The sequence below is a fragment of the Salsuginibacillus halophilus genome (assembly GCF_003014715.1).
GTDB classification, from domain to species: Bacteria; Bacillota; Bacilli; order Bacillales; family Marinococcaceae; genus Salsuginibacillus; species Salsuginibacillus halophilus.
In genome coordinates this window covers 188,648-202,298 of record NZ_PYAV01000005.1, presented here as the reverse complement: position 1 = coordinate 202,298, position 13,651 = coordinate 188,648, and the positions used below count along the sequence as shown (strand labels likewise).

14 protein-coding genes and 1 riboswitch are annotated in these 13,651 nt (G+C 49.8%); of the genes, 2 read left to right on the top strand and 12 right to left on the bottom strand.

Annotated features, from left to right (window positions below; genetic code table 11):
* Positions 1-378: 378 nt before the first annotated feature.
* From purF to B0H94_RS06050, 10 genes are all read right to left on the bottom strand, one after another.
* Entirely contained in the window at positions 379-1,797 is a 1,419-nt protein-coding gene (purF, locus tag B0H94_RS06095; RefSeq protein WP_106588426.1) for an amidophosphoribosyltransferase, read from the bottom strand.
* Positions 1,773-3,995, bottom strand: a complete 2,223-nt coding sequence (gene purL / locus B0H94_RS06090) for a phosphoribosylformylglycinamidine synthase subunit PurL (protein WP_106588358.1) — start codon at positions 3,993-3,995, stop codon at positions 1,773-1,775. Before purL ends, purF begins: the two co-directional genes overlap by 25 nt.
* Positions 3,979-4,659: a phosphoribosylformylglycinamidine synthase subunit PurQ gene (purQ, locus tag B0H94_RS06085; RefSeq protein WP_106588357.1), complete on the bottom strand. Its 681-nt coding sequence runs from the start codon at positions 4,657-4,659 to the stop codon at positions 3,979-3,981. The genes purL and purQ overlap by 17 nt, the downstream gene beginning before the upstream one ends.
* Positions 4,656-4,907 carry a phosphoribosylformylglycinamidine synthase subunit PurS gene (gene purS, locus B0H94_RS06080; protein ID WP_106588356.1) on the bottom strand — a complete coding sequence of 84 codons (252 nt, stop codon included), beginning with the start codon at positions 4,905-4,907 and terminating at the stop codon, positions 4,656-4,658. Before purS ends, purQ begins: the two co-directional genes overlap by 4 nt.
* A gap of 3 nt (positions 4,908-4,910) precedes the next feature.
* Positions 4,911-5,615 (bottom strand): phosphoribosylaminoimidazolesuccinocarboxamide synthase, encoded by a 705-nt coding sequence (gene purC, locus B0H94_RS06075; RefSeq protein WP_106588355.1) that lies wholly within the window; start codon positions 5,613-5,615, stop codon positions 4,911-4,913.
* Between the two features lie 102 nt (positions 5,616-5,717).
* The gene (gene purB, locus B0H94_RS06070; protein ID WP_106588354.1) at positions 5,718-7,013 is read right to left on the bottom strand and encodes an adenylosuccinate lyase; all 1,296 of its coding nucleotides are present in this window, start codon (positions 7,011-7,013) and stop codon (positions 5,718-5,720) included.
* A gap of 15 nt (positions 7,014-7,028) precedes the next feature.
* Positions 7,029-8,135 (bottom strand): 5-(carboxyamino)imidazole ribonucleotide synthase, encoded by a 1,107-nt coding sequence (gene purK / locus B0H94_RS06065; RefSeq protein WP_106588353.1) that lies wholly within the window; start codon positions 8,133-8,135, stop codon positions 7,029-7,031.
* Entirely contained in the window at positions 8,132-8,620 is a 489-nt protein-coding gene (purE, locus tag B0H94_RS06060) for a 5-(carboxyamino)imidazole ribonucleotide mutase (protein WP_106588425.1), read from the bottom strand. The genes purK and purE overlap by 4 nt, the downstream gene beginning before the upstream one ends.
* A 140-nt stretch (positions 8,621-8,760) precedes the next feature.
* Positions 8,761-8,862, bottom strand: a riboswitch (purine riboswitch).
* 89 nt (positions 8,863-8,951) lie between these two features.
* Positions 8,952-9,182, bottom strand: coding sequence for an NETI motif-containing protein (locus B0H94_RS06055; protein ID WP_106588352.1), 231 nt, complete (start codon positions 9,180-9,182; stop codon positions 8,952-8,954).
* Positions 9,182-9,721, bottom strand: coding sequence for a DUF2179 domain-containing protein (locus tag B0H94_RS06050; RefSeq protein WP_106588351.1), 540 nt, complete (start codon positions 9,719-9,721; stop codon positions 9,182-9,184). Before B0H94_RS06050 ends, B0H94_RS06055 begins: the two co-directional genes overlap by 1 nt.
* A 308-nt stretch (positions 9,722-10,029) precedes the next feature.
* Between B0H94_RS06050 and B0H94_RS06045 the strand changes: the two genes are divergently transcribed.
* A complete protein-coding gene (locus tag B0H94_RS06045) occupies positions 10,030-10,923 on the top strand; it encodes an ABC transporter substrate-binding protein (RefSeq protein WP_106588350.1) in 894 nt (297 codons plus the stop codon).
* Here the strand turns inward: B0H94_RS06045 and B0H94_RS06040 are convergent.
* Together B0H94_RS06040 and B0H94_RS06035 are read right to left on the bottom strand one after the other, a co-directional pair.
* On the bottom strand, positions 10,913-11,437 hold the full coding sequence (locus B0H94_RS06040; protein WP_106588349.1) for an isoprenylcysteine carboxyl methyltransferase family protein: 525 nt from the start codon (positions 11,435-11,437) through the stop codon (positions 10,913-10,915). The two genes, B0H94_RS06045 and B0H94_RS06040, sit on opposite strands and share 11 nt — an antisense overlap.
* 6 nt (positions 11,438-11,443) lie before the next feature.
* Complete coding sequence (locus B0H94_RS06035; RefSeq protein WP_106588348.1) at positions 11,444-12,502, bottom strand: type III polyketide synthase; 1,059 nt, start codon at positions 12,500-12,502, stop codon at positions 11,444-11,446.
* Positions 12,503-12,734: 232 nt separating this feature from the next.
* Between B0H94_RS06035 and B0H94_RS06030 the strand changes: the two genes are divergently transcribed.
* Positions 12,735-13,601 (top strand): patatin-like phospholipase family protein, encoded by an 867-nt coding sequence (locus B0H94_RS06030; protein ID WP_106588347.1) that lies wholly within the window; start codon positions 12,735-12,737, stop codon positions 13,599-13,601.
* The last annotated feature ends 50 nt before the right edge of the window (positions 13,602-13,651 follow it).

Below are 13,651 nucleotides of genomic sequence, written 5' to 3'. Positions count from 1 at the left end.
CGGATCTCGCCGTTTTGTGCGCGGCCCACGCTGGTTTACGCGCGGCCCACGCCGGTTTGTGCGCGGCTCTCGCCGGTTTGTGCGCGGCTCTCGCCGTTTTGTGCGCGGCTCTCGCTCGTTTAGGCGCAGCCCACGCTCGTTTAGGCGCGGCCCACGCTGCTTTACGCTCGGCTCTCGCCGTTTTGTGCGCGGCGCACGCTGCTTTACGCGCGGCCCACGCCGGTTTACGCGCGGCTCACGCCGTTTTGTGCGCGGCCCACGCTGCTTTACGCGCGGCTCACGCCGTTTTGTGCGCGGCCCACGCTGGTTTACGCGCGGCTCTCGCTCGTTTAGGCGCGGCTCACGCCGTTTTGTGCGCGGCCTCCGCCTTACGTGCGTTTACACTTCAACTTTTTCGTACGGATGCAGCGTATCTTCAAAGATTTCGGTCGGATAATTGCCGGTGAAGCAGGCGAGGCACTGCCCGCAGTTTGGATCTGCATCCGGCCGGCTGATTCCGCGTTTTAACCCGTCAATGCTGATAAATGACAGCGAATCAGCCTCCATCATCTCGCGCATTTCCTCTACGCTGTGACTCGCCGCAACGAGTTCAGCTTTATTTGACGTATCGATCCCGTAATAGCATGGGCTGATAATCGGTGGCGCGCTGATCCGGACATGCACTTCAAGCGCTCCTGCCTCTTTTAACATGCGCACAATGCGCCGGCTCGTCGTACCGCGTACAATTGAGTCATCGACCATGACGACGCGTTTGCCTTCGACAACGCCGCGCACAGCTGACAGCTTCATTTTCACACCTTGCTCACGCAGCTCCTGTGACGGCTGAATAAACGTCCGGCCGACGTAGCGGTTTTTAATTAAACCAAGCTCATACGGCAGCTGCGCCTGCTCAGCGTAACCAATCGCCGCTGAAATTGAGGAGTCCGGCACACCGGTTACGACATCTGCCTCCACAAAAGCTTCATCTGCCAGTTCTTTACCGAGACGCTTGCGTGCGCTATGCACATTAATATCGTCCACGTTGGAATCGGGCCGGGAAAAGTAGACATATTCCATGCTGCAGATCGAGCGAGCGGAGGTTTGGGCAAAGCCTTCAATATGCATGCCGTGTTCGTTAAAAATCACCATCTCGCCTGGCTGCACATCGTGAATATGTTCAGCACCGATCACATCAAAAGCACATGTTTCTGACGCAATCGCATAACCTTCACCAATCCGACCAATCGAGAGCGGGCGCAGCCCGTTTGGATCCATTGCAAAAATCAACTCTTTTTCAGTCATCACCCCGAAGCAGTAAGCTCCTTTAATCATCGAAAGCGCCTGTTTTAACTGCTCTTTCAACTGTGGATACATGCTGCGCTTAATCAAGTGGGCAAGCACTTCCGTGTCTGAAGTGGACTGAAAAATGCTCCCCTGCTGTTCCAGCTGCTGCTTTAAACTTTCAGCGTTCACAAGGTTTCCGTTATGAGCCACAGCAAGGCCGCCGCTATGTGATTGAAAATGAAGCGGCTGGCAGTTGACGAGCCCGCCGCCGCCGGCTGTAGCGTACCGAACGTGTCCGATCGCCGCCTCACCACCGAGCTTCTCCAAATCTCCTTCTTGAAAAGCTTCAGTTACAAGCCCGAGACCTTTATGCGCATACATCCGCTCCTGGTCACTCGTAATGATACCGGCGCCTTCCTGGCCGCGGTGCTGTAAGCTGTGCAAGCCGTAGTACGTAATCTGGGCCGCTTCTGGATGTCCCCATACCCCAAAGATGCCGCATTCTTCGTTCAGCCCTTTGATTTCACCATACATGGAATAGCTCCTTTCCAAACTTCGCGCAATTGTTGGACGCGCCACGAGAGAGCTTTATCAGTTGTGTTGATATAGAGCTGCTCATCTGCTGTAACGATGCCGGCGTTCACTGCTTCCGGTACAATGCTTTCAAATGTTTCTGCGTCTTCAGCTTTTACACTGACAATAAAACGGGACTGCGTTTCACTAAAGAGCAGTTCAGCGTGCATATCCAAGCTTACATCAGCCCCGAGGCCTTCTGTTGTCATCACACTTTCAGCAAGTGCTGCCGCAAGACCGCCTTCGCTTACATCGTGAGCAGATGCAACCATCCCGGCTTGAATGGCTGCTGTCAGCTGATGCTGCCGATTTGCTTCCTTTTCCAAATCAAGCGCCGGCGGCCGGCCGCTTACTGCACCCATCTGCATTTGCTGAAGCTCGCTGCCTTCAAATTCAGCCTGCGTTTCACCAAGCACATAAATCCGGTCCCCTGCGGCTGTAAATGCTGAAGGGGTAATATGAGCAAGTTTTTCAACTTTACCGACCATACCAATCACAGGTGTCGGATACACTGCCCCTGCAGCTGTTTCGTTATAAAGCGATACGTTACCGCCGACAACCGGTGTATTTAATACTGCTGCTGCCTCGCTCATCCCGGTAATCGATGTATCTAGCTGCCAGAAAATCTCCGGCTTTTCCGGGCTGCCGTAATTTAAACAGTCGGTGATCCCAAGTGGTACGCCACCAGAGACAACGATGTTGCGCGCCGCTTCTGCTACGGCAATTTTCCCACCGGTTTCTGGATCCATATAAATATAGCGGCTGTTTCCATCTGTCGTGAGTGCAATCCCTTTGTCGTAACCTTTTAAACGGAGCACAACCGCATCTGCGCCTGGCGCGACGACCGTATTTGTCTGTACCATATAATCGTATTGGTCATACACCCACTCTTTACTCGCAAGCGTCGGCTGCTGTAAAAGTGATGTGAGCCAGTCTTCTGTCACTTCACCTTCCGGGTTCCATGTTGGCTGGGATTGAAACGTTTCATAGTAAGCCGGCACCTGCTTCTCCGGGCTGTAAACCGGGCCGTCTTCAGCCAGGCTGTCTACCGGTACATCGGCGACAACATCCCCATGGTGCGTTAAACGAAGCCGCGGTTCTTCAATCACCGTCCCAATAATTTCGGCATGAAGATTCCAGTACGCACAAATATCTTTAAATGTCTTTTCTTCACCTTGTTTAACGACAATGAGCATCCGCTCCTGCGATTCTGAAAGCATCATTTCATAAGCGGTCATATCTTTTTCCCGCTGCGGCACGTGATCTAAATTCATCTCAATGCCGTAACCTGCTTTACTTGCCATTTCTGCTGAAGAAGAAGTAAGTCCGGCGGCACCCATATCTTGAATCCCAATTAACGCATCTTCCTGCACAATTTCCATACATGCTTCAAGCACGCGCTTTTCCGCAAAAGGATCGCCGACCTGCACCGACGGCCGCTTGCTTTCCGACTCTTCACTTAACTCTTCTGAAGCAAATGTAGCACCGTGAATCCCGTCGCGCCCGGTTCCTGCGCCGATATACATGACCGTGTTGCCCGTTCCGGCCGCAAGCCCTTTTTGCAAATCCTTCGTATCAATCAAGCCAACGCACATGGCGTTCATCAGCGGTTTTTCCTCGTAGCATGGATCAAACTGAATCTCCCCGCCAACGGTTGGCACACCAACACAGTTTCCGTAGCCTGCAATGCCGGCAACAACTTCTTCAAACAAATACCGATCCCGCGCCGTTTTTAATGGGCCAAACCGAAGCGAGTTCAACAGGGCCACCGGACGCGCCCCCATGGAGAACACATCGCGTAAAATCCCGCCGACACCGGTTGCTGCACCTTCATACGGTTCAACAGCAGAAGGATGGTTATGACTCTCCATTTTAAAGACCGCCGCCTGCCCGTCGCCAATATCAACAGCGCCGGCCCCTTCTCCCGGCCCCTGCACAACCTGCTCACCTTGGGTCGGAAACTTTTTCAACACATTTTTGGAATGCTTATAACTGCAGTGTTCCGACCACATCACTGAAAACAGGCCGGTTTCTGTATAATTGGGCCGTCGTCCTAAAATTTCTTTCACAGTTAGAAACTCATCATCTGTTAAACCCATCTCTTTGTAAACTTCTTTTGTTTCAATTGTTTCCGGCGCTGGTTCATGTTGCAGGAGCATGTGCTTCCCTCCAATGCTTAATCATTGCGTCAAACAGCGGTGCACCGTCACTTGAGCCTAAGAGCGCTTCAACCGCCCGCTCCGGATGCGGCATCATGCCGAGCACATTGCCCCGTTCATTTGTTATGCCGGCGATCGCTTCCTTAGAGCCGTTAAGTTCTGATTGATACGTAAACACAATTTGTCTGTTCGCTTTTAACGCCGCAATCGTTTCATCATCAGCAAAGTAGCAGCCATCTCCGTGCGCTACTGGTATTACAGCCGTTTCGCCTTGTTCATACGCAGAGGTGAACGGCGTTTGTTCATTTTCAACCGTTAAAGCAACCGGCCGGCAAATAAACTTCAGTCCATCATTTCGCTTCAATGCTCCTGGCAGCATCCCTGCTTCAGTCAATACTTGAAAGCCATTGCACACACCAAGCACTAACGTCCCCTTGTCTGCCTGTTCTTTCACACTTTCCATCACCGGTGCAAACCGTGCGATCGCCCCGGAACGAAGATAATCCCCGTAAGAAAAACCGCCGGGCAGTGCGATTAAATCGAAGCCCGCCACGCTCGTTTCTGTATGGCGGACAAATTCCACCTCCATGCCAGCCAGTTGAAGGGCATGCTGCATATCCATGTCACAGTTCGAGCCTGGAAATACAATCACTGCCGCTTTCATGTTGTCACCTCATCCGAAAGTTGAATCTCGTAATCCTCAATGACCGGGTTGGCTAGCAGCTGCTCGCACATCCGCTCGACGCGCTGCGCTAGTTCTGGACCGTCTTCTACTTGAAGCGATACCCACTTACCGGTCTGCACCTTTTGTACTTCCTCGTATCCTAACGCATGAAGCGAACGCTCAATCGCACTTCCTTCCGGGTTAAGCACACCTTCTTTTAACGTGACATACACATGAACTGTTTTCATAGGTTAGCCTCCGATCCGCGCACGCACTTGCTCGTACGCATCCTGTAGTTTTCCGGTGCCTAAGCGGTACACATCTTTATCAAGCTTCTCGTGCGTTTGCGCGTCCCAAAACCGGCACGTATCCGGTGAGATCTCATCGGCAACGATCACTTCCCCGTCGTTACCAAGCCGGCCAAATTCAAGCTTAAAGTCAATCAAGAGCAGGCCGGCAGCTTCAAGGTGCGATGTCAGCACGTTGTTGACTAAAAGCGCCAAACGCTTCATCTCAACAAGCTCTTCCGTAGTCGCTGCGCCAAGCAGGCGAATATGATCCTCATTCAATAACGGATCTCCAAGCGCATCATCTTTGTAGTAAAACTCAACAATTGCAGGATTGATGATCGTGCCTTCTTCAAGGCCGGTGCGTTTCTCAAGGCTTCCAGTTACCCGGTTGCGCACAACGACTTCAAGTGGGATGATCTCTGTTTTAGTCACGAGCTGTTCCGTCTCTGAAATCTTTTCCTGAAAATGAACCGGGATGCCGGATTCTTCTATTTCGCGGAAAAAGAGAGCGGACAATTCATTGTTCAGCTTTGCTTTTCCTTCCATCACATCGTGCTTTTCTCCGTTAAACGCAGTGGCTTCATCTTTATATTCGACACGGAGAACATTTGGATCTTCGGTTTCAAACAATCGCTTCGCTTTCCCTTCATACAACGGCGCTCTCACGTCGACACCCCTTTTCAAGTCAGAATATTGGGTCTTTTTATGAAAAGCACTGCCAGCCTTGAAAATCTGAAACTTTCAAGCTGCTACAGTACCGTTGACCTTTTACGAAAGACCGGCACGCTCAAATAAGTGATCGACTTGCGCCATATGGTGACGATAGTCAAAGCAGGCGTCCAACGTTTCATCAGAGAGATAATCGGTAATTTGCGGTTCTGTTTCAATCAATTGGCGGAACGAAGTACCTTCTTCCCACGCCTGCATCGCTTTTGGCTGTACAAGGTCGTACGCCGCTTCACGAGAGAAACCGGCATCAATCAATGTCAGCATCACCCGCTGCGAATAAATTAAACCGTACGTTTTGTCCATGTTCTCTTTCATATTTTCCGGATAAACCGTTAAGTTTTTAACGACCCCGCTGAAGCGGTTGAGCATATAGTTTAATAAAATTGTGCTATCCGGAAGAATGATGCGCTCTGCCGACGAGTGCGAAATATCGCGTTCATGCCAAAGCGGAATATTTTCATAAGCTGTCTGCACATGACCTCTTACGACCCGGGCAAGGCCGGTCATATTTTCCGAGCTGACAGGGTTGCGCTTATGCGGCATAGCTGAAGAACCTTTTTGACCTTTGGCGAAAAACTCTTCAGCCTCACGCATCTCTGTTTTCTGCAGATGGCGGATCTCGACAGCCATCTTTTCAATGGATGTTGCAATTAACGCAAGGGTGCTCACGTAATGGGCGTGGCGGTCGCGCTGCAGCGTCTGTGTGGAAAGTGGTGCGGCCTCAAGGCCAAGCTGTTTGCAGACATGCGCTTCAATTGACGGTGGGATATTGGCAAAGGTACCAACCGCTCCGGACATTTTACCGACCCGGACCGTTTCAGCCGCTGCTTTGAAACGTTCAATGTTACGCTTCATTTCATCGTGCCAGAGAGCTAGTTTCAAGCCGAAAGTCGTCGGTTCGGCGTGTACGCCGTGGGTGCGGCCCATCATAATCGTATATTTATGTTCGTTTGCTTTCTCTTTTAAAACAGCAAGGAAGTTTTCCAAGTCGTTTAAAATCAACTCGTTCGCCTGCTTCAATAAGTACGAGAGTGCTGTATCTACCACATCTGTCGAAGTTAAACCGTAGTGCACCCACTTTTTTTCTTCACCGAGGGTTTCTGACACCGCCCGGGTAAACGCAACGACGTCATGCCGCGTTTCTGCTTCAATTTCATGAATGCGTTCTACATCAAATGATGCACGCTCCCGGATTTTTCTCACATCTTCTTCCGGAATGTCACCTTCAGCCGCCCACGCTTCACACGCGGCAATTTCAACCTCAAGCCACGCTTGAAACCGATTCTCCTCTGTCCAGATCGCACCCATTTCTTCCCGGGTATAACGTTCAATCATATTGCTGCCTCCCTGTTATGTCCAAATCCGTGTTTCCTCGATCCGGGCGAGCGCTTCAGCTGTTGTTGCTGCATTCACATTCACATGGCCCATTTTCCGACCAGCGCGCGGATCTCCTTTATCATACAAATGCAGTGCAGCTTCTTTCAGCTGTGGTACTTCTCTCTTTGCTGCTGATACATGCTCCCCTAAAATGTTCACCATGACGGTTGGGGTGTAGAGCTCAGGCTGGCGAAGCGGCCAACCTGCCACTGCTTGGATGTGCGCTTCAAACTGCGAAATTGATGTACCGTTCATCGTGTAATGTCCGGAATTGTGCGGACGCGGCGCCATTTCATTCACAAAGACGTCGTCACCTTGCACAAACATCTCAATCGCAAGCGTACCGACAAGTCCGAGGTGATCAGCAATTTTCAGGGCAGCCGCTTCAGCTTTATCCAATACTGCAGCCGGCGTGCGTGCCGGAACGATGGATTGATGCAGAATCCCGTTTTGATGAATGTTTTCTGCAGGCGGAAAGCAGATCGTTTCACCCGCTTCATTACGAACAATGATCACTGAAATTTCCTGGTCAAAATGAACGAGTGCTTCAAGCACCAGCTCACCTGTAAGTTCGTCCACCGCCTGTTCAGCTTCTTCTAGCGTATGGACAACCGCCTGCCCTTTCCCGTCATAACCACCGCGACACGTTTTCAATACCGCCGGAAATCCAGTTGTTTTCAACGCTTCAGCGAGATCTGCTTTTTCATGGACTGCAGCGTATGCCGCGACCTTAACACCTGCTTTTTGAACCGTGCTTTTCTCCTCAAGCCGGTGCTGAGAAGCTTTCAACACGTCTGTTCCCTGCGGCAGCTTCCCGGCTTTGATAAGCGGTGCAGCTGCTTTAGCATCAACATTTTCAAATTCAAAGGTGATCACATCACTTACTTCATTAAGCTGTCGCAAACCGTCCGGATCATCGTAGGCGGCGATGATTTCGTGATCGGCAACTTGTCCTGCACTTGAATTTTCCTTCGGCTCAAGCACAGCAATGCGAAATCCCATGTGCCGGGCAGCTAACGCCATCATCCGGCCGAGTTGTCCACCGCCTAAAATCCCAATAGTACTCCCTGCCTGGATCATGTCAGCTTCTCACCATCCTCTACCGCTTTTTCAGCCCGTGCTTCACGCATCGCTTCAACTTGCGCATTAACTACCGGTTGAAATGCGCCGATCATCTGCGCTGCAAGAATACCAGCATTTTTGGCTCCTGCTGTACCGATCGCAACAGTGGCAACCGGAACCCCTGCGGGCATCTGCGCAATCGAGAGCAGCGAATCCATGCCTTGCAGTGCCTTTGATTCCACCGGCACACCAATGACCGGGAGCGTCGTCTTTGCCGCAACCATGCCCGGCAAGTGGGCAGCGCCGCCTGCGCCGGCGATAATGACTTTTAAGCCGCGTTCCTTAGCTTGTTCAGCGTACGTAAACATCGCATCCGGCATCCGATGTGCACTGATCACTTTTTTCTCATAAGAAACACCAAGTTCTTCAAGCATTACACACGCTTCTTTCATAGTTTCCCAGTCCGAAGCGCTCCCCATTATCACGCCAACTTGAACACTCATCACTTCACCACCTTTAATCCGCAGCCCGTAAAAAACCCCGGACATTTATGCTTCCCTCGTCTCGAAGAGAAAGCATAAACACCCGGGGTCATGTCACCATGTCAAAGCTCGGGCGGAAATCATAAAGAGACCACACTCTTTATGTTTCTGCTTTCCCTCATAGTCCAGCAATTTACGGTCGCCGGGTAGAGACTTATGGGCCATATTCCCAAGATTATACGAGGGGTCTTGCGATCAATTTGTCTATGTTCATCTTACCGGTTTGTCAAATGATCTGTCAACAAATAATCGAATGAAATTATCATTTCAATTTATAACGTTCGGTTTTTGCTTAATTTGTGTCCTCATTTAACTTTGCTTCGAACACAATTGCCTGCCGGACAGGAACATAATCGGTCCCGTTTTCTCCAGTTACTTCTTCAAACACCGGCTCTTCCATCCGGCGCACCGCCCGGTAACCGTCTGCTGCAATCCGATCAAGACAGTCTGTAATTGACTCATTTTCCTTCACTTCATACTTCTGCTTTTTCGGCTTCTCATTTTTACGATTTTTTTTTGCCACTACTTTCGAACTCCTTTCACCCAGAACCCACCGAAGAACGCTTTCGGCTCATGGGAAATGATAAATGCGTTTGGATCAAGCGCACGTACCGTATCATATAAATCGCGCTCAGATTTGCGCGACGTTAAAATTTGCATCATTAAGCGCTCGCCTTCACGGCCGTAAGCCACCCAGTTCGTGACACCATAACCCCGGTCACGCAGCCGGTTTGGTATATCCGGTTCATACTCTTTTGTGATCACGTTCACTGTAATATACCCGAGTGCGAGCTTTTCTTCAATCTTCATTCCGGCAAGAACACCGCCGCCAAACCCTAAGGCGTACGCCGCCACATAAATAAATGAATCCAGATTATCGAGTACGATACCAAGCCCAAGCACGTACACCACAATTTCTCCCATACCAACCATTGCGGCAAAATACTGCTGCCCCTTTAACGTAAAAATCATCCGGATCGTAAACAAACTGACATAAACAACATTAATACTCAAAATTAATAAAACAAGCGTAACGGCATTATCAATGAGGAAATCAATCACCGGCGGCGCCCCCTTTCTATGCAGCAGCAACTGCTGTCCATCTATTGTATTCGTTCTACCTCACTTGAAGAAACCCTTTTAACCTTTGAAATTCGTTTTGCTTTTACAAATTCAGCACGGGGCTGATAGCACTAGGAACGCGGATCCTATATAAATGGGACGGTCTCATTCGGTATGAGCTGCGCATTACCGAAAATGGAACGCACTTCACGATAAGTGGGCCACGGCTAATCCTCACCGAGCTCCTCCAGCGTTCACTTCCTTCTCTTATGATATAATCGACGGAAAATACGCAGGGAGGAATCAAGATGCGGGCTGTTTCTTTTCTACCAGCAGCTACGACGATGCTTCAGCAGCTTGGACTAAGCGAACATTTATACGGTCAAACATTCGAATGTCCAGGGGATGCGCCAGTCATTGTGCATTCGGCGTTAGAGGATGAATCGCTTTCAAGCAGTGAGATTCATGAAAAAATTCAACACGCTGCAGCAACAGGGGAATCGGTGTATAGCGTGAATCAAGACGAACTATCAAAAGCCGCGCCGGATGTCGTGTTCACCCAGCAAGTATGTAATGTTTGTCAGATCGGCGAAGACGAGACGCGTGAAGCGGTGCAGTCATTAACACCGACGCCGGAAGTGATTCCACTTTCTCCGAAAACGTTAAATGATGTATGGAGTGATATTGAAACTGTTGCTCACGCTGTCGGTGCGCCTGAAAAAGGCGAGGAGATGCGTCAAGCCATTACCCAAGATATTCAAGCGCTCCGCCGTTGTTTAGAAAACGAACCGAAGCGCCGCATTTTCTTTATGGAATGGCCGGATCCAGTATTTCACGCCGGACACTGGATTCCGGAAATGATTGAAGCAGCCGGTGGTTTTGACCCACTTGGCCGTCCCGGCGGCAAATCCGGTGTTGTGAATGTCGCTGACATTGCCGAAACTGATCCAGAGGTCATGATCGCAGCACCTTGCGGCTTATCTCCGTCTGAGGCTGAAACTGAAGTTCAAACGCAGCTTGTCCGCCCTGAATGGCAAGCGCTTCGGGCTGTTAAAAATAACGAAGTGTACACAATAAACGCTGATTTGTTTACCCAGCCGGGGATCGACTTAATCGAGGGGATTTATACACTTGCCCGTCTTCTTCACCCAAATCTTCTATTACCGGCAATGACAAGCCGGAATGTTCGAGCTAAGCTTTAGTTAAGTCATTACCGCCTGCTTCACGCCAAGCTGCTTCTTCTGCCGGAATTCGATGCACTAAAAGGATATAAGCATTTAGCAGCGTGAAAACGACGGCTGTCGTATAGGCACCAAACAAAAGCGGGAGCGCTAAAATTTCCAACGCGACCACCCAGTAATTCGGATGACGCATCAACCGGTACGGACCGCGTTTCACAGGGACAGCACCGGGGATTACAAAAATTTTCGTATTCCAAAAGCGGCCAAGTGAGGTTAGTGCCCAAACCCGCAAAACTTGAGCAGCAATAAACAATAAAAGCGGAAGCAGCCAAAAGGCCGGAGGCGAAGTGTTTAACAAGATCACTTCAACGAAAAGCGCGAGAAAAAAAGCGATATGCATCGCTACAATCGCCGGATAATGCGCTTTGCCGGCCTCCACCGCGCCGCGGCGCTTCGCCCACCGTTCATTTTGTTTAGCGATCAAGCATTCGAAAACGCGCTGCACAACGACGAAACTGAAAACGAACCAAAACATATGAGGCTATCTCCTTTCCGCCCATAAAAAGTCTGCACTGAAACCGGGGCCAAGTGCGGCAATTAATGCTGTATCTGCCGTTAGTGCATCATCGTTCATGACATCTTCAAGCACGTATAATACGGTTGGCGACGACATATTGCCATGCCTGCGCAGTACTTCCCGGCTGTAACTTGTCGCTTCTGGACCGGTTCCGAGTGCTTTTTCATACGCTTCGATTACTTTTCTCCCACCTGGATGAAGCACTAAAGCGGTCTCAGTTGTTATTTCGGCTTCGATATCGTTTAAAAAAGAAGTCAGTGCCGGTTGAAACCAGGATTTCACAAGGCTTGGGATATCTCTTGAAAAGATAACCTTTAAACCATCATCAACAACGTCCCAGCCCATCACATCTTCAGCATCATGCAGCATCTCCCCGCCGCCTGCTTTCGTATACCAACCGCTCCCTTCAGCCGTGTCTTCTCCACTGACAAGCACGCATGCCGCGCCGTCGCCAAATAAAGACGTGCCAATTAAGTTGCTTTTTGAGTGGTCCTTGGCTTGAAAAGTTAAACTGCACAACTCCACACAAACAACGAGCACATGAGCGGATGGATATGCTAAACAGTAATCGTGCGCCCGTCGGAGTCCGGCAGCTCCGCCGGCACAACCAAGACCCCAAAGTGGAAGCCGGCTGCACGTTTTCGGAAAATCGAGGGCATTAATCAATTTTGCATCCACTGTCGGAGTTGCAATGCCAGTGCTTGATACAAATATAACAGCGTCTATATCATGTTTATCTACACCTTCTGCGTATGATAAACAATCTTCAACAGCACGAACGCCAAGGTCGACGGCATGTCGGATATAAGCATCATTTCGTTCAGCAAACGAGTGCTGGCGTCGGTGCCATTCAAGCGGTTCTGCAAACTGCCGCTCTTCAATCCCACCGGAAGCAAAAACCGACAACAGCCGGTCAATATCTGGATAAGCCTCTGCAAACAACATTCGTACAAGCTCAGAAACTTCCGTTTGATCAATATGATGTGCCGGCAGTGCCCTGGCTGCTGCTTGAATTTTTGGCATCCGTCCGCCTCCTCTTCTCAACGTACGCTTAAATTGCCCAAAATTCTTCCATCCATACATGCAGATTTCACGTTTGATATACGCCGGCATGAGGAATACGCTTATATGCAGGCACGACCATTTTCAGACATGCATCAACCATTCATACAAGTTCAATATTAAACTTAATTACAAAATGCTGTTTATTTTTCACCAACAACAAAACTAACTTTTTAAAAGGAGAGGGTAAACAATGGATCAAACCGGTCTTGTACTCGAAGGCGGCGGTATGCGCTGCACGTACAGCGCCGGCATTCTTGAGTACTTTCTCGATCACAATATACAGTTTCCATATGTGATCGGTTCTTCTGCCGGCGCTTCGGTTGCCTGCTCCTACATTTCCGGACAAAAAGGTCGTAACAAAAAAGTGAATATCGGCCTTGTAAGGGACCCGCGCTTTATTAGCTGGCGCAATTTCCTGCGCGAGAAAAGCTTATTCGGCATGAATTTTTTGTTTGATGAAGTTCCAAAGCGCATCGTTCCGCTTGATGTTAATAAAGTGATTAATAGCCCACAGGAGTTTGTCGTTGCCACCACAAACATGGAAACTGGTGAACCCCACTACTTCCGCAATCGGGACGCCTGCGATATTTTAGAAGCCGTTAAAGCTTCAAGCAGTCTTCCCTTGCTTTCTCAACCGGTCGATATCGACGGGTTATCGTTAATGGATGGCGGTGTGGCAGATCCCGTGCCGCTGGCAAAGGCACGGACAGATGGCTTTAAAAACAACATTGTAATTCTAACCCGCGAGCGCGGCTATCGGAAAGGTTCATTTTATATGTCTGCGCTTACGGAAAGGATGTACCGGGAATATCCTGAATTTGTAGAAACCATCGCTACCCGGGCTGAACAGTATAATGAAACGATCCGCTGGATTGAAGAGCTCGAAGACCATGGTGAAATTACTGTGCTTCGTCCACCGCTTGATTTAAATGTCAAACGCACCGAACGTAACCCTTACAATCTCCTGCATTTATACCGCCGCGGTTATCACGATGCCAGGCGCTTAATGCAGAGCCTCCAGCTTGAAATTGCAGCCGAGTCCGCAGGGTCTTTATAAAATGTTTAAGCACGCGAAACGTATCGCGTGCTTTTACGTATGTATAGGGA